The organism is Rhizobium sp. CNPSo 3670 (genome assembly GCF_057784555.1).
The window spans coordinates 1-20,487 of record NZ_JBXSOL010000042.1 but is presented as its reverse complement, the minus strand read 5'-3'; the positions used below and the strand labels follow the sequence as shown (position 1 = coordinate 20,487).

Genomic DNA, 20,487 nt, shown 5'->3' with positions numbered 1-20,487 from the left:
GCGAGGAAAGACCGAAAATGGACAGTCATGTGAATGCGCCGTCGGGGGTCCGCAGCGGCTTCATTACCAGAAGCAGGGCAGCGGTTTCCCTGCTCTTTCTCATGAACGGCTTTGTCGTCGGCTGCTGGGCACCCAAGATTCCGGATTTTGCCGAGCGTCTCGGGCTAAGCAAGTTCGAGCTCGGGCTGATGATCATCGTCTTCGGTGTCGGCTCGCTGGTCATGATGCCGATCGCCGGCGCGCAGATCGCCAGGCACGGCTCTCGCGTCGTTGTTCGGGCAACCGCCGTCTGCGTGCTGCCGCTGCTCCTGGCTCTGACGCTCGCTCCGAATGTGTTTACCGCGGCAATCTCGCTCTTCCTGTTCGGCGGCTTCATCGGCGCCATGGATGTGGCGATGAACGCCAATGCGGTGTCCGTCGAAAAATCCATGCGGCGCGCCATCATGTCGTCCTGCCATGCTTTCTGGAGCCTCGGCGGCTTGATCGGCTCGGGCCTCGGCGGCATCGTGATTGCCAAACTCGGCGTTCTCGGCCATGCCCAGCTCGCGACTGCGCTGGCGGCGATCTTCCTCGCTGTCGCCTGGCCGATGATCCTTGCGGATCCGCCCCATCCCGATGCGAAAAAGGAGAAGACGAGGCTGCCGATGGTGCCGCTGCCGTGGCTGCTCGGCTTGATGGCGCTGTTCTCCATGGTGCCGGAAGGCGCGGTTCTGGATTGGGGCGCGCTCTATCTCCGGCAGGACATGGATGCGTCGGTGGCGCTTTCCGGTCTCGGTTTCGCAGCCTTTTCGGCGACCATGGCGACCATGCGTTTTGCCGGCGACCTGGTGCGCGACCGCCTCGGAGGGGTCAAGACGCTGCGCATCTGCACGCTCTTTGCCATCGTCGGCATGTTGCTTGCGAGCCTTGCCCCGGACGCTGAGATCGCCATTCTGGGCTTTGCCCTTTGCGGCATCGGCATTTCAAACATGGTGCCGATCGCTTTCTCGGCTGCGGGCAATATACCCGGTCTCAAACCCGGCATCGGCATCTCGGTGGTTACGACGATGGGCTATTCCGGCATGCTGGTCGCGCCGTCGGTGATCGGCTTCGTTGCCGAACATATCGGCTTTGCCGTCGTCTTCATGGCGCTGCCGGTGCTGCTGCTGTTCGTTCTGATGTTCTCCAAGCTGGCCCATTATGCCGATGGGGTCTCCGGAGGCGGCCACTGAGCGCCTCCAAACAAAAGTGATATAGTCGGCGGTTGACAAGCAGCCGGGCTTGATCCACCTGAAAGGCACTGTTTCTAGGGGTGCAAGAACTCTGCATGTTGTCAGCCGCCGATTTTGATCCGAAACCGCGCCGCGCTTCCGTCGCCGTCGATGTCGGCGGCGTCATCGTCGGCGGTGGTGCGCCGATTGTCGTGCAATCGATGACGAATACGGATACCGCCGATATCGATTCGACCGTTGCGCAAGTCGCAGCCCTGCACCGGGCGGGCTCGGAACTGGTCCGTATCACCGTCGACCGCGACGAGAGTGCCGCCGCCGTGCCCAAGATCCGCGAGCGGCTGTTGCGGCTCGGCATGGACGTGCCGCTGATCGGCGATTTCCACTATATCGGCCACAAGCTGCTTGCCGATCATCCTGCCTGCGCCGAGGCACTCGCGAAATACCGCATCAATCCCGGCAATGTCGGCTTCAAGGACAAGAAGGACAAGCAGTTCGCCGAGATCATCGAGATGGCGATCCGCTTTGACAAGCCGGTACGCATCGGCGTCAACTGGGGCTCGCTCGATCAGGACCTGTTGACGGCGCTGATGGATCAGAATGCCGAGGCCGGCTCGCCGCTTTCGGCCCGGCAGGTGACGCGCGAGGCGATCGTGCAGTCGGCGCTGCTGTCGGCCGCCCTTGCCGAGGAGATCGGCTTGCCGCGCAACCGCATCATCCTGTCGGCCAAGGTCAGCCAGGTGCAGGACCTGATCGCCGTCAATTCCATGCTCGCCGAACGTTCCGATCACGCGCTGCATCTCGGCCTCACCGAAGCCGGCATGGGCAGCAAGGGCATCGTCGCTTCGTCGGCTGCCATGGGCTTCGTGCTGCAGCACGGCATCGGTGATACGATCCGCGTCTCGCTGACGCCCGAGCCGAACGGCGACCGTACCCGCGAGGTTCAGGTGGCGCAGGAAATCCTGCAGGTCATGGGCTTCCGCCAGTTCGTGCCGGTCGTTGCCGCCTGTCCCGGCTGCGGGCGCACGACCTCGACGGTCTTCCAGGAACTGGCCCAGAACATCCAGAACGACATCCGCAAGAACATGCCGGTTTGGCGCGAGAAATATCCCGGCGTCGAGGCGCTGAACGTCGCCGTCATGGGCTGCATTGTCAACGGACCGGGCGAAAGCAAACATGCCGACATCGGCATCTCGCTTCCCGGTACCGGCGAGATGCCGGCCGCTCCCGTTTTTATCGACGGCAAGAAGGCGCTGACACTGCGCGGCCCCAATATCGCCGCCGACTTCGAGGCGCTTGTCGTCGACTATATCGAGAAGCGCTTCGGCCGGCGGACGGCTGCGGAATGAAGGCCCGCGCGTTCGAATGAGCCGGTATTGGTCTGATAATGTCAGCAAGCTTCGGCCCTACGTCGCGGGGGAGCAGCCGCGTATTCCCGGCCTGGTTAAGCTCAATACCAATGAGAATCCCTATGGGCCGTCCCCAAAGGCGATCGAGGCGATCAGGCAAGCGACAGACGACCGTCTGCGGCTCTACCCCGATCCCGCCGCCACCGAATTGCGCGAGGCGATCGCCGCCCGTTTGGGGCTGACGAGCGAACAAGTGTTCGTCGGCAACGGCTCCGACGAGGTTCTCGCCCATACGTTCCAGGCGCTGCTGAACCACGATCTGCCGCTTCTCTATCCCGATGTGACTTACAGCTTCTATCCGACCTATAGCCTGCTATATGGCGTCGAGACTATCGAGATACCGCTCGACGATCAGTTCCGGATCCAGCTGTCCGATTACGACAGACCGTGCGGCGCGATCATCATCCCAAATCCGAATGCTCCGACGGGTATCGGCTTGCCGCTGGCCGGGATCGAGACGCTTCTTGCTGCTCATCCGGATGCGGTCGTCGTGATCGACGAGGCCTATGTCGATTTCGGCGGGGAAAGCGCAGTGCCGCTCATTTCTCGCTATCCGAACCTTTTGGTCATCCAGACCTTGTCGAAATCTCGTTCGTTCGCAGGTCTGCGCGTTGGCTTCGCACTGGGGCACCGGGACCTGATCGAGGCGCTGGTGCGCGTCAAGGACAGCTTCAATTCCTATCCGCTCGATCGCCTGGCACAGGTCGGGGCGACGGCGGCGATCAGAGACGAGGCTTGGTTCGAGACATGCCGGCGGAAAATCATCGCCAGCCGGGAAAACCTCGTCCGGGAGCTTGAGGCGCTGGATTTCGAGGTGCTGCCGTCGCAGGCGAATTTCATTTTTGCGAGGCACGCAAGCCGGCCGGGCGTTGCACTTCTGACCGAGCTGCGGGAGCGTAGCGTCCTCGTCCGGCGTTTCGCCGAGCCGCGCATTTCGGAATTCCTGCGCATCAGCATCGGCACCGACGAGGAATGCGCCCGCCTGGTTTCCGCCCTCAAGGAGATATTGGCGGCCTGACCTTCGCCTCAGCTCTTGCGGTCGGCGATGAAATGCGCAGCGGCGGTGAGGGTGGAGGCGCGCGCCCCGTAGGGGGCGAGCAGGTCCTCGGCATCGCGCACATGCCGGCGGAGCTCGGTCTCGGCCCATTCCATGCCGTGAAGCGCCACCAGCGTTCCCTTGCCGCGGGCCGCATCCTTGCCGGTCGCCTTGCCCATAGTCTCAGCATCCGAGGTCAGGTCGAGGATGTCGTCGGCGAGTTGGAAGGCGAGGCCGATCTTTTCGCCAAAGGCACGCAGGCGGCGGCGATCTTCGGGCGGGCTTGCCGCGATAATGGCGCCCGCCTCGCAGGCGAAGCGGATCAGCGCGCCTGTTTTCATCGCCTGCAGACGGATGATGCCGGCTTCGTCGGGAGCCTGCTTTTCCGCCGCCAGATCGAGCGCCTGGCCGCCGGCCATGCCGCCGAGACCGGCTGCGCGGGCGAGCGCCAGCACCAATGTCGCTTTGCTCGTATCGGGAAGGGCGGTTTCCGGCGCGGCAACGATGTCGAAAGCATAGGTCAGCAGGCTGTCGCCGGCGAGGATCGCGGTGGCTTCATCGAACTTGACGTGCACTGTCGGTTTGCCGCGGCGCAGGTCGTCATCGTCCATGGCCGGCAGGTCGTCATGCACGAGAGAATAGCAGTGAACGCATTCGAGTGCGGCGCCGACCCGAAGGGCCGCCTGCACATCGCCGCCGAGAAGGGCCGCACTTTCGGCCACAAGGAATGGGCGCAATCGCTTGCCGCCATTCAGCACGGCATAATGCATGGCGCTGCGCAGGGTGTTAGGCCTGACGATTTCATCGGAAAGAGGGCTCGGCGAAAGCAATGTATCGAGCAGCGCCTCGATTTCGCGGGCGTTGTTGCTAAGCCTCGTCTCGAAAGTGTTCCGGTTCGCGTCCATGGGCGCTGTTTGGCATGGGGCATCGGGGCTTGCAACGGAATTGTCGATGACTGCCGCAAGATTTCCCTTGTCCTCTGGCATAAGCGGCTCGCAGGCGTTATGAGAACGAAAGGGAGCGAAATGGGCTGGGGACATTGGATATAGCGACGGAGAGAGAGGATATCGCCGACATGCCGGCCCGTCGGCGATGGTTCGAAGATCGGCCTGTGCTGAGACGCGTCGGTTTTGCCGTTCTGGCCGTGCTGATCCTTCCTTACGCGCTGATCTTCCTCTACCTGCTGCCCTTCATCCATCCCGTCTCGACGCTGATGCTGCGCGATCTGGTGCTGCTGCGCGGCTATGACCGCAGATGGGTGTCGCTGGATGAGATCTCTCCGGTCCTGGTGCAATCGGTGATGATGTCGGAAGATGGTCAATATTGCTTCCACGGCGGCGTCGACTGGGCAGAGATGCGGATGCTGGTCGAGGACACGCTGAAAGGTCAGGCGACACGCGGCGGCAGCACGATCCCGATGCAGACGGCCAAGAACCTCTTCCTCTGGAACAGCCGCTCCTTCGTGCGCAAGGCGATGGAGCTTCCCCTCGCCGTCACCACGGATTTCGTCCTGTCGAAACGGCGGCTGATGGAAATCTACCTCAATATCGCCGAATGGGGTCCGGGCATTTACGGTATCGAGGCGGCGGCCCAGCATCATTTCAAGGTGCCGGCTTCGAAGCTGACGCGACGCCAGGCATCGTTGCTTGCCGTCTCGCTGCCGAACCCGATCGACCGCAATGCGGGCAAGCCTGGAAGGGGCCTTCGCCGGCTTGCCGGCGTCATCGAGAGGCGTGCGCAGGGTTCGGGCGACTACATCAAGTGCATCTATGAATAAGATCAGAACTTGTCATTAGAAGCGGTGGCCGTCATCTGACATTCTTGGTTCTGCCGTATGGGCGAATGCAATCCAACCAGAGCCCCCGAATCGCCCATGACCGCCCCGACCTTTTCTCCCGAACTTCTCCTTTACTCGAAGACGCACAATCAAAACCCACCTGCCCATCTCGGCAGCCGCTATCGCAGGATCGGCGGTTTCCTGCCCGAAGCCGGCAACACCATCGTCTGTCATCCCGAGAAAGGTTCAACGACGCTCACGGCACTGATCGAGGCGCGTGAAAAATATCTGGCGATGCCCGAGGCGTCGCAATTTCTCTTCACGCCGATCTCGAGCCTTCACATGACGCTTTTCGAAGGCGTCATTGAGACCAGGCGCCGGCAGGACTGCTGGCCTGAGGACCTCCCTCTCGACACGCCGATCGACGACATGACCGCGCTGCTGGCCGCGCGTCTCGACAGTTTTTCGATGGCCGGGCCCTTCAATGTCGGGGTCATCGGTGCTCGTCCCTCGGGTCTGCTTGTCGATGGGGCGACGGAGAAGGATCGCAGGATCATGCGCGCCTGGCGCGACGCCTTTGCCGATCTTCTCGGCTATCGGCAGCCGAACCATGCGGACTACAAGTTCCACGTCACTTTCGCCTATCCTATCGACTGGCTGGAGGACGAAGCCCTGCCGCGCTGGCAGGCGATGCTCGACGACGTGGTCGAGGACGTCAGCCGCAAAGTCCCCGTTTTCGAGCTGACGCCACCGGCATTCTGCGTGTACGAGGACATGAACCATTTCCACGAACTGCTGATCTTCGATTTCGATGCCTGAACGGGAGAGGCCTATGGACAGACCGACGCTCTACATCGCCAACAAGAATTATTCTTCCTGGTCGTTCCGGCCGTGGATGGCGCTGACGAGCGCCGGCGTCGATTTCGAAGAAATCCTGATCCCTTTCGATGATGCGGGCGGCAATCCCAAAATCAAGGCGATATCGCCGAGTGGCCGGGTGCCGGTCCTGCAGCATGGCGCGTTGAAAATCTGGGAGTCGCTGGCGATCATCGAATACGCCGCCGAGCTTTACCCGGATGCCGGCCTTCTCCCCGATGATCGCGCCGACCGGGCGCTTGCCCGGTCCGCTTCGATGGAAATGCTCTCGAGCTTCCGAGCCCTGCGCAATGCCTGCCCGATGAATATTCGCCGGCCGAAGGGGACGATCGCATTGCCTGACGACGTCGACGCCGATGTCAGCCGTATCGAGACGATCTGGCGAGACTTTCTGCAGAAATCCGGCGGGCCGTTTCTCTTTGGGCGCTTCAGTGGCGCGGATGCGATGTTTGCGCCTGTGGTCAACCGGTTCGACGTCTATGATCTCGTCAACCGAAAGGATACACTCACCTATATGGAGACGATGAAGGCGCATCCGGCCTGGCGGAAATGGGAAGAGGCCGCCCGGGCCGAGCCTTGGATCGTGGCGGAAGACGAGGTCTGAGGCTCGAATCATCGGCCTCGCAAAAAATACGAATGGGGACTGGTCAAGGCCGCCCCTTGCATGTATAAGCGCGCAAAATTTCCGAAATCGCGACATGTCCGTTTCGGCCGCCAGTCTGGCCGTGGGAATGTTTTGCCCGCAAGTGGAGTAAGAAAAATGGCTGTACCGAAGAGAAAAACGAGCCCGTCCAAGCGCGGCATGCGCCGTTCGGCTGATGCGCTGAAAGCTCCGACCTACGTCGAAGACAAGAATTCCGGCGAACTGCGCCGCCCGCATCATATCGACCTGAAGACCGGCATGTATCGCGGCCGTCAGGTTCTGACGCCGAAGGAAGGCGCGTAATTTCCGACCGGCTCGTCCGATCGCAAGTTTCAAGGCCGGCTTCATGCCGGCCTTTTGCATTTCGGCAAGATAATATTTGCAACGACTTGCAGTAGGACAGCGGATTGCGGCAGTATTCTTGCTGCGCAAGGAGATTGCCGATGGTAGCCGCAATGCCGCTGATGATTATTCCGTTTATTCTTTACAATCTGGCGATGCTCGGCCTGATGGGCGGCGGCGGCATCGCCGCCTTGCAGCATGACATCATCGTGCTGTCGATGCTCTCGGGCGCGATCTGGAGCATGGCGCTCGGCGATCTCTTCATTGTCGTCGCCCTCGTCGTGTTGTTCTTCGAAATCCTGAAAGCAACGCGAACCGGGCCCGGCAACCTGCTCAATCACATATTGTCGATGCTGGTCTTCATCGCCTTCCTGGTCGAGTTCCTGCTCGTCCAGGACGCTGCGACGCAGGTGTTCTTCATTTTGATGACGATCGCTCTGATCGATGTGATCGGCGGTTTTGCCGTTTCGATCCGGAGCGCCGGGCGGGATGTTTCGATCGGACTATAGGTTGTCGAGTTTATTCTGGAGAGCGCGGAGCTGCTCCTTCAACTCGTCGATGTCCTTAGCCTCGGCCTTGCGGCTTTCCTTGGCCGCTGGCGGCGCCATGAATGGCGAAAACATCTGCATTGCCTGCTGAAACAGCTCGGTATTGCGGCGAACCTGGTCCTCGACCATCTGCATCGGCAATTGCAGGTTCTTGCCGAGCGGCGTCTCGCCAAAGGCGCGGTTTACCTGTTCGCGCATCTGGGCCTGCTGTTCGCTGAAGGCGCGCATCGAATGTTCGAGGAAGCTCGGCACGACCATCTGCATCTGGTCACCGTAATAGGTGATGAGCTGGCGCAGGAAGGAGATCGGAAGCAGCGTATTGCCGGTTTTCGATTCCTGCTCGAAGATGATCTGCGTCAGCACTGAATGGGTGATGTCGTCCCCGCTTTTTGCGTCCTGGACGGTAAAGTCTTCGCCCTTCTTCACCATCTCCGCCAGATCTTCCAGCGTCACATAGGTGCTGGTGCCTGTATTGTACAGGCGGCGATTGGCGTATTTCTTGATGACAATCTGACCCTCATTCTTCGCCATATCAGTCTCCTGAACCCCCGTCTGATTTTGGATGTTCCTCCACTTCAGACTGTAAACGCAAAAGAAGGCCGGTGACAATCTCTTTGTGCGTTGCGGCAAACCTTTAGCAGATCAAACGAATCGGCCTTGACGGCTGCCGCCGAAAAATGGCGGCGACCGGTCTTCCCGTTTGACTTGTGCTCAAAGCTTTGCCAGTTTCCCCTTATGTAAGTAAGACGAAAAACGAGGAGCCACCCCATGAGCAATTCATCCATCGTCATCGCCAGCGCAGGTCGGACAGCAGTCGGCTCGTTCAACGGCGCTTTTGCAACGGTCCCCGCGCATGAACTCGGCGCGGCCGTCATCAAGGGCGCGCTCGCGCGTGCCGGTGTCGATGCCGGCGAGGTGGATGAGGTGATCCTCGGCCAGGTGCTGGCCGCGGGTGAAGGCCAGAACCCGGCCCGCCAGGCGGCGATCAAGGCCGGTATTCCCAAGGAGGCAACGGCCTGGGGCGTCAACCAGCTTTGCGGCTCGGGCCTGCGCGCCGTCGCGCTCGGAATGCAGCAGATTGCCACCGGCGATGCCAGCATCATCGTTGCCGGCGGCCAGGAATCCATGTCGATGGCGCCGCATGCTGCGCATTTGCGCAGCGGCACGAAGATGGGCGACATGAAGATGGTCGACACGATGATCAAGGACGGCCTGACCGACGCTTTTCACGGTTACCATATGGGCATCACCGCCGAGAATATCGCACGGCAGTGGCAGCTGTCGCGCGATGACCAGGATCAGTTCGCCGTCGCCTCGCAGAACAAGGCTGAGGCCGCGCAGAAGGCCGGCCGCTTCACCGACGAGATCATTCCCTACGTTATCCAGACGCGTAAGGGCGACGTGACCGTCGATTCCGACGAATATATCCGCCACGGCGCGACGCTTGAGGCGATGGGCAAGCTTCGTCCGGCCTTCGACAAGGAAGGCACGGTTACCGCCGCCAATGCCTCCGGCCTCAACGACGGCGCTGCCGCCGCCGTGCTGATGAGCGAGGCGGAAGCGGCGCGGCGCGGCATTCAGCCGCTTGCCCGCATCGTTTCCTGGGCAACGGCGGGCGTCGATCCGTCCATCATGGGCACCGGCCCGATCCCGGCGTCGCGCAAGGCGCTCGAAAAGGCCGGCTGGTCTGTGAACGATCTCGATCTCGTCGAGGCCAACGAAGCCTTCGCCGCACAGGCTTGCGCTGTCACTAAGGATCTCGGCTGGGATCCGTCGATCGTCAACGTCAATGGCGGGGCGATTGCGATCGGCCATCCGATCGGCGCCTCCGGCGCGCGCATTCTCAACACCCTGCTGTTCGAGATGAAGCGCCGCGGCGCGAAGAAGGGCCTCGCCACGCTTTGCATCGGCGGCGGCATGGGCGTCGCCATGTGCTTTGAAGCACTTTAGACAGCATACGATCCGTCATTGATTAAATGCCGCCACGAGCAGGCGAAAACACAGAGGGGAGCGGAACATGAGCAGAGTGGCTCTGGTCACCGGAGGTACACGCGGCATCGGCGCAGCGATATCCATGGCGCTGAAAAATGCCGGCTACAGGGTTGCGGCCACTTATGCCGGTAATGACGAGAAGGCTCATGCCTTTCATGACGTCACCGGCGTTGCGGTATTCAAATGGGATGTTTCGGACTACGCTGCCTGCGGTGAAGGGATTACCAAGGTCGAACGCGAGATCGGGCCGGTCGAAATCCTCGTCAACAATGCCGGCATCACCCGCGACGCGATGTTCCACAAGATGACGCCGCAGCAGTGGCACGAGGTGATCAACACCAATCTGACCGGCCTGTTCAACATGACGCATCAGGTCTGGAGCGGCATGCGCGACCGCAGCTTCGGCCGCATCGTCAATATCTCGTCGATCAACGGCCAGAAGGGCCAGATGGGCCAGGCGAACTATTCGGCGGCCAAGGCGGGCGATCTCGGCTTTACCAAGGCGCTTGCTCAGGAAGGGGCGGCGAAAAACATCACCGTCAATGCCATCTGCCCCGGTTATATCGGAACGGAAATGGTGCTTGCCGTGCCGGAGAAGGTACTGAATGAACGCATCATTCCGCAGATCCCGGTCGGCCGGCTCGGCGAGCCCGAAGAAATTGCCCGCTGCGTCACCTTCCTCGTCTCCGACGATGCTGGTTTCATCACCGGTTCGACGCTGACGGCCAATGGTGGGCAATTCTTCGTTTAAGACAGGACGAACGTTTGTTGATTTGCAAAGGCGCGTTGCAGGACGCGCCTTTGCTTTTGTTCGGGAGGTCAGAAGCGCTTGCCGGTGTTCCGGTCTCGCTGAACCCGAATCTTGACAGGCACTCGCTGCGGCGAGCGATCTCCGCTGCGAAGAGCTGAGACCGCGGATCTCAGCAAAGCCGCGGCAACGAGAATGGCGACGGTGGAATTCAGGACAATCTGGTCCATGCAAATATTCCTTTCAGCGCCTCGGGCAATGGTACCTGCCCTGCGCTCACGAAGGAAATATGCGCCAAGCTAGTGGGCGCCAGTAGATTTGACTTTCACGACCGTTCGTCAACGTCACATTGACGAACGCGCCGGCAAAGAAAACGGGCGCCGAAGCGCCCGTTGGGAGTCCGATATGACTTGTCGGTCAGTAGCGGCAACGAGCCTCGTAGCGGCGGCCGTAGCGGTCGCGATAGATGCAGTAGCCGCGGCGTTCGACCGACTGGCCGATGAGGGCGCCGGTCAGACCGCCGGCAACCGCGCCGACAGCGGCACCACCCCAGCTGTTGGTGACCGCGCCGCCGATGACCGCACCGGTGCCGGCGCCGATCGCCGTGCCCTGTTCGGTCGCCGTGCAGGATGCGAGAGCGCCCACGAGCGCGCCGATAAGAACAATCTTCTTCATCATGTCGTAACTCCCCAAGTTGTCGGGCTTTAAATGCGGCCCATTAGTACAAGGATAATGATAATGACGAGAACTAGCCCCAAACCGCCGGAAGGTCCATAGCCCCAGCCACGGCTATAACCCCAGTTTGGCAGAGCTCCGATCAAGAGCAGAATGAGGATAACGAGAAGTATCGTGCCAAGCATGGTGTTTTTCCTTCATTTCATCCGCAATCTGGATGGACAAGAAACACGCATTGGCGATTTTTGTTCCCGGTTGGGCGCGTAAATTAGCACGCAAGGCGATTCATGGTTTGTGATCCGTCACCCCTCACAAACCGTCCGTATGGTTTAAAAAGCATTTAAATACAATATGTTGCGGTGAACAAAGCAGGAAGGTCTCGATGTCTCCGATTCGTCGGTGATTCGTTCCGTTTTTGATCGACCCCACCGGGCAAGCGGGTCCGGCTTAACGCTGTGTGAATTTGCTCGCCGGAAGATTAACACCGACGTGACGAGACCTCGCCGCCTGCCCCGCATCTAGCGGCAGAACATGGCGACGCCACCAGATATGGCCGTGAACGAAAGGGGAAAGCCGAGCAGTCGGCGATTCGTCTCTGATTTGTTCCGGATTTGATCGAGACGTTAATTTCGACGCATTTTTCACTTGGCAGAAAGCTTATGCCAGACCTCCGGCACGGTCACAAAATACCAATAGGAGAGAGTTCCGCGATTCAGCATTTAGTAGGAAAAAGTGATTCAAAATCAATACTTAGCCGTGAACAAAAGCTGAATCAATAGGAGTCAGCGATTCGTCTCTGATTCGTTCTCACGCTGTTCCGAATTGGAAATACGCACCGTCGAGACGACTCGCAAAAGTCGCAATCCCCGACGCATTTTGAAATCTGCCCTTGCGTTTGCGGCGGTAGCTGTCCATGTGTTCTGTGCCTCCATCGAGATGGCAAAATTTTTCCCGGGGCGCGTCTGCCTCACTTGCATGGACCATGACTCTGACTTCGCAGCCGATGATTCTGAGCGGGCGCGGTGTGACCGCGGTGCTTGGACCAACCAATACCGGCAAGACCCATTATGCCATCGAGCGCATGGTCGCACACGGGACCGGCGTAATCGGCCTGCCGCTCAGGCTCCTGGCCCGCGAAGTCTATACGCGGGTGGTGGAGAAGGTCGGCTTGCAGAACGTGGCGCTGGTCACCGGCGAAGAAAAGATTTCGCCGCCCACTGCGCGTTTTTCCGTCTGCACTGTCGAGGCGATGCCGCGGGAGACCAAAGCCGCCTTTGTCGCGATCGACGAGGTACAGCTCGCAGGCGATCTCGAGCGTGGCCATATCTTTACCGACCGCATCCTGCATCTTCGCGGCCGCGATGAAACGCTGTTGCTGGGTGCAGGGACGATGCGGCCGATCCTGCAGCATATCCTGCCAGGTATCACCATCGTCGAGCGGCCGCGGCTTTCGCATCTCCTTTACGCCGGGCAGAAGAAGATCACCCGGCTGCCGCAGCGCTCCGCCATCGTCGCCTTTTCCGCCGACGAGGTCTATGCCATCGCCGAACTGATCCGCCGGCAGCGCGGCGGTGCGGCAGTCGTGCTGGGGGCGCTGAGCCCCCGCACCCGCAATGCGCAGGTCGCGCTCTATCAGGCGGGCGACGTCGAATATCTGGTGGCGACCGATGCGATCGGCATGGGCCTCAACCTCGACGTCGATCACGTCGCCTTCGCCCAGGACCGGAAATTCGACGGCTATCAGTTCCGCAACCTCAATCCGGCCGAACTCGGCCAGATCGCCGGCCGCGCCGGGCGGCACGTGCGGGACGGCACCTTCGGCGTCACGGGACAGGTCTCGCCTTTCGACGAGGAACTGGTGCAGCGCATCGAGGGACATGAATTCGACAACGTCAAGGTTCTGCAGTGGCGCACGACGGAGATGGACTTCTCCTCAATTCAGTCGCTGCGCGCCAGCCTGGAGGCCGGGCCGCGCGTGCCCGGGCTGACGCGGGCGCTGCCGGCGGTCGACCAGCAGGCGCTCGAGCAGCTTTCGCGCTACCCCGAGGTAATGGACCTCGCCGACAGGCCGGCCCGCGTCGAAAAACTCTGGGAGGCTTGCGCGCTGCCCGATTACCGGCGTATCACTCCGGCCCAACATGCCGATCTTATTTCGACCCTCTTTTCCGATCTCGTGCGCTATGGCACGGTGAACGAGCAGTTTCTTGCGGAGCAGGTTCATCGCTCGGATCGAACTGATGGGGAAATTGACACGCTTTCGGCGCGAATCGCGCAGATAAGGACCTGGACCTACGTTTCGAATCGGCCCGGCTGGCTTGCCGATCCGACACATTGGCAGGAAAAGACGCGGGAAATCGAAGATCGATTGTCCGATGCGTTACATGAAAGGTTGACGAAACGCTTTGTTGATCGCAGGACATCTGTGCTCATGAAGCGCCTGAGAGAGAATGCGATGCTGGAAGCTGAAATCAGTGTGAATGGCGATGTCTTCGTTGAAGGACATCATGTAGGGCAGTTGAGCGGATTCCGTTTCACGCCGGTGGCGGGAACGGATGGACCGGATGCCAAGGCGGTTCAGGCTGCGTCGCAGAAGGCGCTGGCGCTCGAGTTCGAGGCCCGTGCAGCCCGGCTGCATGCCGCGGGTAACAGCGATCTGGCGATCGGTTCGGATGGATTGATCCGTTGGCTCGGCGACCCGGTGGCGCGGCTTTCCGGCAGCGATCACGTCATGCGGCCGCGCGTGATCCTGCTCGCCGACGAGCAGTTGACGGGCAATGCCCGCGATCACGTCGCCGCCCGCATCGAACGTTTCGTCAATCATCACATCAGCACGGTGTTGAAGCCTCTGGACGATCTGTCGCGCGCCGAAGACCTGCAGGGTCTTGCCAAGGGTCTTGCCTTCCAGCTGGTCGAAAATCTCGGCGTGCTCTTCCGCCGCGACGTCACCGAAGAAGTGAAGTCGCTGGATCAGGAGGCTCGCGCCTCCATGCGCCGCTACGGCGTGCGTTTCGGGGCCTATCATATCTTCGTTCCGGCCCTTCTGAAGCCGGCACCGGCCGAACTGATCACGCTGCTCTGGGCGTTGAAGAACTACGGTCTCGACAAGCCGGGCTATGGCGATCTCATTCCCGTGCTTGCCGCTGGCCGCACCTCCGTTGTCACCGATCCGAGCTTCGAGCGGATGTTCTACAAGCTCGCCGGCTTCCGTTTCCTCGGCAAGCGCGCCGTGCGCATCGACATTCTGGAGCGGCTTGCCGATATCATCCGTCCGCTGCTGCAATGGAAGCCCGGTCAGAACAATCGTCCGGAAGGCGCCTATGACGGTCGCCGTTTCACGACGACGACGGCGATGCTGTCGATTCTCGGGGCAACGCTCGAGGACATGGAAGAGATCCTCAAGGGCCTCGGCTATCGCGCCGATGCCGTGAAGGCGGAAGAGGCGTCGGCCCATCTTGCGGCGCAGGACGCAGCTTCAGCCCCTGCCGCCTCCGCGGAAATGTCCGGGGAAGAAGCGGTAGAAAAAGCCGATCACGACGATGCCGACGCGGCGACGGAAGAGGCTGCTTCCGAGCCATCAGCAGCCGAGGCGGCGTCGACGGCAGCCGACACCCCCGCGCCAGAAGCGACCGACAACGACGCTGCGGCCGAAGTGACCGAGACAGCCGCGTCGGCAGAGACTGCCGCTTCCGGGGAAGCTGGCGAGCCGGCGGAACCAAAGCCGGTTCTTTTGTGGCGTCTCGGCGGTCGCAATGACAATCACCGCCAGGCACGCGGCGGCCACGGCGAACGCAGGGGCGGCCAGAACCAGGAGCGCGGCGAGCGCAATCGTCGTCCGAACGGCGGTGAAGGCGGCGAGGGCAATCGCAGCGGCGACGGGCGCGACAACCGTCACGGCCGCGGCAAGGATGGTGGCGGCCGCGACGGCGGCAGGCCGCAGCAGGCAAGGGGCGAGCGCAAGGACCAGCCGCGCGGTGATCGTCAGGACCGTGGCGATCGGAAGGACCGCGGCGAGCGTAACGATCGCAATGACCGTAACGACCGGAACAACAATCGCGGCGCCCAGCCGCTGCGCTTCGAGGCCAAGCCGCCGCGCAAGGAGAAGCCGATCGATCCGGATTCGCCCTTCGCCAAGCTCGCAGCCCTCAAGGAACAGATGAAGAAGTAGTCATGGGCGGGGAGACACAGCCGGCAAGCGGTTCGCGCCAGCGCATCGACAAGTGGCTGTTCTTCACGCGCGTGGTGAAGTCGCGCTCGCTGGCCCAGAGCCACGTCCAGTCAGGGCATGTGCGCATCAATGGCGAGCGCTGCAGTCACCCGAGCCAGACGGTCAAGCCGGGCGACCGCGTCGAACTGACGCTGGAGCGGCGCGACGTCATTCTCATCGTGCGTCTCGCCGGGGAACGGCGGGGTCCCTATGAAGAGGCTCGCCTGCTCTATGATGACCAGTCCCTGCCGCCGGATGAGACAAAACGTCTCACGCCGTTTGAGCAAGCGACCCGCGCGACCGGTACCGGCCGTCCGACCAAAAAGGAAAGACGTGCAATCGACAGGTTGATGTCGGACGAGGATTAGAAAACTCTGTCTGTGGTGGCGGCTTTTGCAGATCGTTTATCCTTGAAATCCGCCGCTAAAGCCGATAGGTCACTGAAAACCTGCCGGAAGCGTGCTTGCCTGCCAAGCCTGTCCACGCTTTTCGCCCGGCACGGGGATAGGCGCGACGTTCCAGGTTGCCCGGTCCCATCCGCATGAAATCCTGGAGTTTCTTCATGACCTATGTCGTGACCGACAATTGCATCAAGTGCAAATACACCGATTGCGTGGAAGTCTGCCCGGTCGACTGCTTTTATGAAGGCGAGAATTTTCTCGTCATCCACCCCGACGAATGCATCGATTGCGGCGTCTGCGAACCGGAATGTCCCGCCGAGGCGATCAAGCCGGATACCGAGCCGGGCCTCGACAAGTGGCTGAAGATCAATACTGAGTATGCCAGCATCTGGCCGAATATCACGGTCAAGAAGGACCCGTTGCCGGAGGCCAAGGAAATGGACGGCCAGACGGGAAAATTCGAGAAATACTTCTCCGAAAAACCCGGTTCCGGCGACTAAGACCCTGCGCGATGCGGCCGCTGCATTTGAGCGGCCATGCGGTGAAACGTTTTAAATCCTGCGTCCGGCATATGGGTGATCTGTGTTGCTCGCATGACTCAGGCGAAGCAAATTATTGATTTCCTCATATTTTTGTGATAGGTTTCGTGCACTGTTCCATTTGTGGCATGACGCATGCCCAAAACCATCACGAAAGCAAAACCAATCCGTCCCACGGTTTCCGTGACATATCAACGCCTTGAGCGTCGCATCCCAAGATGGCGCGCAAGACACATTTGCTTTTGCCTGATGGGACCAGAGTGAAGTCACCCGACGGATCTACCCGTCTCATCCGGGCCTGACTGACCCGGCTCCGGCCGCCGCCGGAAGCGTAACAGGGAGTTTTTGAATAGAATGACGACTCAGCAGAAAAAGCCTTCTACAGCACGTCACGGCTTCAAGACCGGTGAATCGATCGTCTACCCCGCTCATGGCGTCGGTACCATCACCGCTATCGAAGAGCAAGAAGTTGCCGGCATGAAGCTCGAACTTTTCGTTATCGATTTCGAGAAGGACAAGATGCGCCTGAAGGTTCCGGTCGCCAAGGCGATGAGCATCGGAATGCGCAAGCTATCGGAAACGGACTTCGTCGATCGTGCGTTGAAGGTTGTTCAGGGCAAGGCGCGCGTCAAGCGCACCATGTGGTCCCGCCGCGCCCAGGAATATGATGCCAAGATCAATTCCGGCGATCTGATTTCCATTGCTGAAGTCGTGCGTGATCTCTATCGTGCAGAGAACCAGCCCGAACAGTCCTATTCCGAGCGCCAGCTCTACGAAGCAGCACTCGATCGCATGGCGCGCGAAATTGCCGCCGTCAACAAGATGTCGGAAACCGAAGCCGTCCGCCTCGTCGAGACCAACCTCAACAAGGGTCCGAAGCGCGGCAAGGCGATCGAAGAAGACGATTCGCAGGATGAAGCCGCTTAAGGCAAGCCTGTCTCTCCCATGAAAAAACCCGGCCTTCGCGCCGGGTTTTTTATTGGAACTTTTTCCCGACTGACGCGTTTATCACACGTAATTGCGGACTGCTCGTCGGGCGCTGGCTCGTCGGGCGAACTGCTATTCCGTCAATATTCGGTGAGGAGCGGCTCATGCCTTTTCAATATTGCCCGTTCGGCAACGTGAAGAAACAGGTCCGACCCAGCCGTCTTAGCGGCACATGATAAGAAATAGGGCCTTTCCCTGAGAAGTCTAGGGCGAGGCCCTTTTGCATTCGGAACCCATTCAGTCCGGACAGCGATGTTCCGGAAGGTGAGTTTTATTGTTCATTTTGAGGGCGAAGGCCTGTTTCGGGAGATCGAAATGAAGAACATGTCTGCAGATCGGCGCATGATCAAAATCGCGATGGCCGCCCCATATCTCGCCCGCCAGGAAGAGCATGATCTCGCCACTCGCTGGAAAGATCACGACGATCGCGGTGCGCGCAACCAAATCGCCATGGCGCATATGCGCTTGGTTATCTCCATGGCCGGCAAGTTCCGCAATTTCGGTCTGCCGATGAGCGACCTCGTGCAAGAGGGCTATGTCGGCCTGCTGGAAGCCGCCGCGCGTTTCGAACCCGAACGTGACGTGCGTTTTTCGACCTATGCCAGTTGGTGGATCAGGGCGTCGATCCAGGATTATATCCTGCGCAACTGGTCGATCGTGCGCGGCGGCACCAGTTCGGCCCAGAAGGCGCTATTCTTCAATCTGCGCCGCCTGCGCGCTAAGCTTGCTAGGGGCGATACGCAACTGACACTGCAATCCATTCATCAGGAAATCGCGGCGGCTCTCGGCGTCAGCCTCGCCGATGTGCAGACCATGGATGCCAGGCTTTCCGGCAACGACGCCTCGCTGCAGGCGCCTTCCGTCTCCGGCGATGCCGAGAGCGCGGAGAAGATGGATTTCCTCGTCAGCGACGATCCGCTGCCGGACGAGCAGGTTTCCAATATGATCGACGGCGAGCGGCGCCGCGTCTGGCTCGCCTCGGCGCTGAAACATCTCAACGAACGCGAGATGAAGATCATCAGCGCCCGGCGCCTGGCGGAAGACGGCGCCACGCTCGAAGAACTCGGCGCCGATCTCGGCATTTCCAAGGAGCGCGTGCGCCAGATCGAAAGCCGGGCGATGGAAAAGCTTCGCAGCGCGCTGGTCAGCGCCGATCCGCATATGGCGGCCTACGCTTGAACGTCTTTCCGCTCCAGCAGCACCGACTGCCCGGCGCCAGCCGGGCTTTTTTATTCGGCAATGATTTTGACGCGATCGCCGGGGGAAACGGCCGCACCCGTCGGCAGGGCATTGATGAGCTTGAAGAGATCGAGCTTGCGGTCGGTGCCCATCATGCGGGCGGCAAGCGTCGAGATGTTCTCGCCGGGCCGCACGGTAACGACGCGAATGCGCAGCGGCTTCAGCGAGGCAGCTTCCGCCGGTGTCATGCGCCGGAAGCTGGCGCGCAGAACATTGGCCGTCGGTTCGAGGGCATCGCTGCCCTTCGGCACGGCGGTCAGGAAACGGAAGATCTGCGCATTGTTGCGGATGACGGTGACATCGAAATCCCAGCGGTCGGCACTTGCGCGCGCAGTGGCTGCTTCCATGCCATTGACGGTAATCTGCTGAATGGTCGATGGGTCGAGACCGGTCACCCAGCCGCTGGAGATATAGTTTGTGAGGCTCTGGTTCTGGTTGTCGGCGACGCCATCGAAGCGGACGGCGATGTCGTTGGGGCCGGTGGCCATCACGGCTTCGACCTTGTTGTCGATTTTGAAGTCCGCCGGCACGTCGAAGCGGATCCCGAGGCCGCCATGCAGGAAAGTCTGACCGCGCACGTAGCCCTCTTCCGGGCTGTCGCCGTAGAGCAGGCCGTCAATGCCGTCAAGATAATAATCGCGGCCCTTGTCGCCGACCGTCCCCTCCTGGCCAAAGGCGCGCGCATGGGTGCGGGCAAGCTCGATGCGTTGGGCGGAGTTCGGATGGCTCGAAAGGAAGTCGAGGCTTTGGTCGGCTTCCGGGTCGACCGCCATGAAGCGGCTGTAGGCCGCCATGGAATCGAGGAAGCGGGCGGCGGCATAGGGGTCGTAACCGGCTTCGCCAAGCATGCGCACGCCGATGACATCGGCCTGCAGCTCCTGCTGGCGGGAGAAGGCGGCAAGCCTGAGCTTGCCCCGGGCCAGCGCCTGCTTGCCGGCAATGTCGCTCGAGAGGACCTCGGCGACGACGCGGCTGGCGATGACTTCGGCTTCTTCGCGCTTCTGACGCTCGATACCGTGGTTCGCTGTCACGTGGCCCATTTCGTGCGACAGCACAGCGGCGACTTCCGAGGCGTCGTTGGCAAGCGCGAGCAGGCCGCGGGTGACGTAGAGATACCCGCCCGGCAGCGCAAAGGCGTTGATCGCAGGCGAGTTCAGGATGGTAATCCGGTAGGACTGGCTCGGATTTTCCGAAACTGCCGTCAGTGCGCCGGCAATGCGCGCGACGAGGCGCTCGGTCCTGGCATCCTTATATTCGCCGCCGTAGCTTGCCACGATACGCGGATGCTCGCGGGCGCCCATCGCCGCCCGCGGATCGTTCTTCTGCACCTCGTCGACGATCTGGGGATTGGAAGAAGGCGAGATGCTCGGCTGGTAGGATTGTTCGATCAGCGGCTGACACCCGTTCAGCGCCATTGCGACGGCTGAAAGCAGCATCAGGCGATGGACGAAGCGCCGCGTCGCAGAGATGGCATCACTGGAAAGCGCGGGCGATTTCCACGTCGTCAAGCTGTCCAGTCTGGTTCTCCGCATCATGTCGCTGTTTTGCCGGTTTGCCGCAGATGGGGACCGGCCTTGGCAAGGGGAACTCAACGGGTGCGCACCCCTGATCTCGCGCCGCATGCTAAGCCGATACACGTCGTTGCTGTAACTGATTTACGCATCGGTTGCATAGCGAGACTCTGTTTAATTGTGGCGCCGTTGCATTTTAGCAAGCCTCAGGCATCAAGGTTCCCTTCGCTCGGATGAAATTATGGCGAAAGTTCCGTCACCAGGCACAGATTTGTCGCCGGCACGGAAAAAGAACGGCACGATTGAAGTAACAGGCTGGGAAATGGCAGTCCTGCGAGAAAATCACAACTTC

20 protein-coding genes are annotated in these 20,487 nt (G+C 60.8%); 15 read left to right on the top strand and 5 right to left on the bottom strand.

Annotated elements, in window-relative coordinates; translation table 11 throughout:
• Window positions 1-17: 17 nt before the first annotated feature.
• The 3 genes from AC13QO_RS26890 to hisC all read left to right on the top strand — a co-directional run bounded on the left by AC13QO_RS26890 (window position 18) and on the right by hisC (window position 3,635).
• Entirely contained in the window at window positions 18-1,211 is a 1,194-nt protein-coding gene (locus AC13QO_RS26890) for an MFS transporter (RefSeq protein WP_097598251.1), read from the top strand.
• A 95-nt stretch (window positions 1,212-1,306) separates the two neighbouring features.
• Window positions 1,307-2,557 carry a flavodoxin-dependent (E)-4-hydroxy-3-methylbut-2-enyl-diphosphate synthase gene (gene ispG, locus AC13QO_RS26885; RefSeq protein ID WP_488542399.1) on the top strand — a complete coding sequence of 417 codons (1,251 nt, stop codon included), beginning with the start codon at window positions 1,307-1,309 and terminating at the stop codon, window positions 2,555-2,557.
• Between the two features lie 16 nt (window positions 2,558-2,573).
• Window positions 2,574-3,635 (top strand): histidinol-phosphate transaminase, encoded by a 1,062-nt coding sequence (gene hisC / locus AC13QO_RS26880; RefSeq protein WP_488542398.1) that lies wholly within the window; start codon window positions 2,574-2,576, stop codon window positions 3,633-3,635.
• A gap of 8 nt (window positions 3,636-3,643) precedes the next feature.
• Here hisC and AC13QO_RS26875 read toward each other — a convergent pair whose 3' ends face one another.
• Complete coding sequence (locus AC13QO_RS26875; protein WP_488542397.1) at window positions 3,644-4,558, bottom strand: polyprenyl synthetase family protein; 915 nt, start codon at window positions 4,556-4,558, stop codon at window positions 3,644-3,646.
• Between the two features lie 134 nt (window positions 4,559-4,692).
• Between AC13QO_RS26875 and mtgA the strand changes: the two genes are divergently transcribed.
• The 5 genes from mtgA to AC13QO_RS26850 all read left to right on the top strand — a co-directional run bounded on the left by mtgA (window position 4,693) and on the right by AC13QO_RS26850 (window position 7,800).
• The gene (mtgA, locus tag AC13QO_RS26870) at window positions 4,693-5,430 is read left to right on the top strand and encodes a monofunctional biosynthetic peptidoglycan transglycosylase (protein ID WP_488542396.1); all 738 of its coding nucleotides are present in this window, start codon (window positions 4,693-4,695) and stop codon (window positions 5,428-5,430) included.
• Window positions 5,431-5,526: 96 nt separating this feature from the next.
• Complete coding sequence (locus AC13QO_RS26865; protein ID WP_488542395.1) at window positions 5,527-6,249, top strand: DUF1868 domain-containing protein; 723 nt, start codon at window positions 5,527-5,529, stop codon at window positions 6,247-6,249.
• A gap of 13 nt (window positions 6,250-6,262) precedes the next feature.
• Window positions 6,263-6,910: a glutathione S-transferase family protein gene (locus tag AC13QO_RS26860; protein WP_488542394.1), complete on the top strand. Its 648-nt coding sequence runs from the start codon at window positions 6,263-6,265 to the stop codon at window positions 6,908-6,910.
• 156 nt (window positions 6,911-7,066) lie between these two features.
• On the top strand, window positions 7,067-7,252 hold the full coding sequence (rpmF, locus tag AC13QO_RS26855) for a 50S ribosomal protein L32 (RefSeq protein ID WP_085779815.1): 186 nt from the start codon (window positions 7,067-7,069) through the stop codon (window positions 7,250-7,252).
• 140 nt (window positions 7,253-7,392) lie between these two features.
• Window positions 7,393-7,800 (top strand): hypothetical protein, encoded by a 408-nt coding sequence (locus AC13QO_RS26850; protein WP_085779816.1) that lies wholly within the window; start codon window positions 7,393-7,395, stop codon window positions 7,798-7,800.
• Here the strand turns inward: AC13QO_RS26850 and phaR are convergent.
• Entirely contained in the window at window positions 7,795-8,370 is a 576-nt protein-coding gene (gene phaR, locus AC13QO_RS26845) for a polyhydroxyalkanoate synthesis repressor PhaR (protein WP_085779817.1), read from the bottom strand. The genes AC13QO_RS26850 and phaR overlap by 6 nt on opposite strands.
• 237 nt (window positions 8,371-8,607) lie before the next feature.
• Between phaR and AC13QO_RS26840 the strand changes: the two genes are divergently transcribed.
• Window positions 8,608-9,789 (top strand): acetyl-CoA C-acetyltransferase, encoded by a 1,182-nt coding sequence (locus tag AC13QO_RS26840; protein ID WP_285193200.1) that lies wholly within the window; start codon window positions 8,608-8,610, stop codon window positions 9,787-9,789.
• 67 nt (window positions 9,790-9,856) lie between these two features.
• Window positions 9,857-10,582 (top strand): beta-ketoacyl-ACP reductase, encoded by a 726-nt coding sequence (gene phbB, locus AC13QO_RS26835; protein WP_064805631.1) that lies wholly within the window; start codon window positions 9,857-9,859, stop codon window positions 10,580-10,582.
• Window positions 10,583-10,996: 414 nt separating this feature from the next.
• Here the strand turns inward: phbB and AC13QO_RS26830 are convergent, their stop codons facing one another.
• Both AC13QO_RS26830 and AC13QO_RS26825 read right to left on the bottom strand, forming a co-directional pair.
• Window positions 10,997-11,257: a YMGG-like glycine zipper-containing protein gene (locus tag AC13QO_RS26830; RefSeq protein WP_009991900.1), complete on the bottom strand. Its 261-nt coding sequence runs from the start codon at window positions 11,255-11,257 to the stop codon at window positions 10,997-10,999.
• A gap of 26 nt (window positions 11,258-11,283) precedes the next feature.
• On the bottom strand, window positions 11,284-11,439 hold the full coding sequence (locus AC13QO_RS26825) for a DUF3309 family protein (protein WP_003543790.1): 156 nt from the start codon (window positions 11,437-11,439) through the stop codon (window positions 11,284-11,286).
• A 797-nt stretch (window positions 11,440-12,236) separates the two neighbouring features.
• Here AC13QO_RS26825 and AC13QO_RS26820 point away from each other — a divergent pair.
• From AC13QO_RS26820 to AC13QO_RS26800, 5 genes are all read left to right on the top strand, one after another.
• Window positions 12,237-15,419, top strand: coding sequence for a helicase-related protein (locus tag AC13QO_RS26820; protein WP_488542393.1), 3,183 nt, complete (start codon window positions 12,237-12,239; stop codon window positions 15,417-15,419).
• A 2-nt stretch (window positions 15,420-15,421) separates the two neighbouring features.
• Entirely contained in the window at window positions 15,422-15,826 is a 405-nt protein-coding gene (locus AC13QO_RS26815) for an RNA-binding S4 domain-containing protein (RefSeq protein ID WP_097598259.1), read from the top strand.
• A 194-nt stretch (window positions 15,827-16,020) separates the two neighbouring features.
• Window positions 16,021-16,359, top strand: a complete 339-nt coding sequence (gene fdxA / locus AC13QO_RS26810; protein ID WP_011427210.1) for a ferredoxin FdxA — start codon at window positions 16,021-16,023, stop codon at window positions 16,357-16,359.
• Window positions 16,360-16,752: 393 nt separating this feature from the next.
• On the top strand, window positions 16,753-17,325 hold the full coding sequence (locus AC13QO_RS26805; RefSeq protein ID WP_011427211.1) for a CarD family transcriptional regulator: 573 nt from the start codon (window positions 16,753-16,755) through the stop codon (window positions 17,323-17,325).
• A gap of 375 nt (window positions 17,326-17,700) precedes the next feature.
• On the top strand, window positions 17,701-18,564 hold the full coding sequence (locus AC13QO_RS26800) for an RNA polymerase factor sigma-32 (protein ID WP_011427212.1): 864 nt from the start codon (window positions 17,701-17,703) through the stop codon (window positions 18,562-18,564).
• A gap of 50 nt (window positions 18,565-18,614) precedes the next feature.
• Here AC13QO_RS26800 and AC13QO_RS26795 read toward each other — a convergent pair whose 3' ends face one another.
• Entirely contained in the window at window positions 18,615-20,159 is a 1,545-nt protein-coding gene (locus AC13QO_RS26795; RefSeq protein ID WP_085779821.1) for a M48 family metalloprotease, read from the bottom strand.
• Window positions 20,160-20,487 lie beyond the last annotated feature (328 nt).

Bases quoted from the DNA above. Each gene is read 5' to 3' on its own strand.
- AC13QO_RS26890 (WP_097598251.1), top strand. From the start codon at position 18: ATGGACAGTCATGTGAATGCGCCGTCGGGGGTCCGCAGCGGCTTCATT.
- ispG (WP_488542399.1), top strand. From the start codon at position 1,307: ATGTTGTCAGCCGCCGATTTTGATCCGAAACCGCGCCGCGCTTCCGTC.
- hisC (WP_488542398.1), top strand. From the start codon at position 2,574: ATGAGCCGGTATTGGTCTGATAATGTCAGCAAGCTTCGGCCCTACGTC.
- AC13QO_RS26875 (WP_488542397.1), bottom strand. From the start codon at position 4,558: ATGGACGCGAACCGGAACACTTTCGAGACGAGGCTTAGCAACAACGCC.
- AC13QO_RS26865 (WP_488542395.1), top strand. From the start codon at position 5,527: ATGACCGCCCCGACCTTTTCTCCCGAACTTCTCCTTTACTCGAAGACG.
- AC13QO_RS26860 (WP_488542394.1), top strand. From the start codon at position 6,263: ATGGACAGACCGACGCTCTACATCGCCAACAAGAATTATTCTTCCTGG.
- rpmF (WP_085779815.1), top strand. From the start codon at position 7,067: ATGGCTGTACCGAAGAGAAAAACGAGCCCGTCCAAGCGCGGCATGCGC.
- AC13QO_RS26850 (WP_085779816.1), top strand. From the start codon at position 7,393: ATGGTAGCCGCAATGCCGCTGATGATTATTCCGTTTATTCTTTACAAT.
- phaR (WP_085779817.1), bottom strand. From the start codon at position 8,370: ATGGCGAAGAATGAGGGTCAGATTGTCATCAAGAAATACGCCAATCGC.
- AC13QO_RS26840 (WP_285193200.1), top strand. From the start codon at position 8,608: ATGAGCAATTCATCCATCGTCATCGCCAGCGCAGGTCGGACAGCAGTC.
- phbB (WP_064805631.1), top strand. From the start codon at position 9,857: ATGAGCAGAGTGGCTCTGGTCACCGGAGGTACACGCGGCATCGGCGCA.
- AC13QO_RS26830 (WP_009991900.1), bottom strand. From the start codon at position 11,257: ATGATGAAGAAGATTGTTCTTATCGGCGCGCTCGTGGGCGCTCTCGCA.
- AC13QO_RS26825 (WP_003543790.1), bottom strand. From the start codon at position 11,439: ATGCTTGGCACGATACTTCTCGTTATCCTCATTCTGCTCTTGATCGGA.
- AC13QO_RS26820 (WP_488542393.1), top strand. From the start codon at position 12,237: ATGACTCTGACTTCGCAGCCGATGATTCTGAGCGGGCGCGGTGTGACC.
- AC13QO_RS26815 (WP_097598259.1), top strand. From the start codon at position 15,422: ATGGGCGGGGAGACACAGCCGGCAAGCGGTTCGCGCCAGCGCATCGAC.
- fdxA (WP_011427210.1), top strand. From the start codon at position 16,021: ATGACCTATGTCGTGACCGACAATTGCATCAAGTGCAAATACACCGAT.
- AC13QO_RS26805 (WP_011427211.1), top strand. From the start codon at position 16,753: ATGACGACTCAGCAGAAAAAGCCTTCTACAGCACGTCACGGCTTCAAG.
- AC13QO_RS26800 (WP_011427212.1), top strand. From the start codon at position 17,701: ATGAAGAACATGTCTGCAGATCGGCGCATGATCAAAATCGCGATGGCC.
- AC13QO_RS26795 (WP_085779821.1), bottom strand. From the start codon at position 20,159: ATGATGCGGAGAACCAGACTGGACAGCTTGACGACGTGGAAATCGCCC.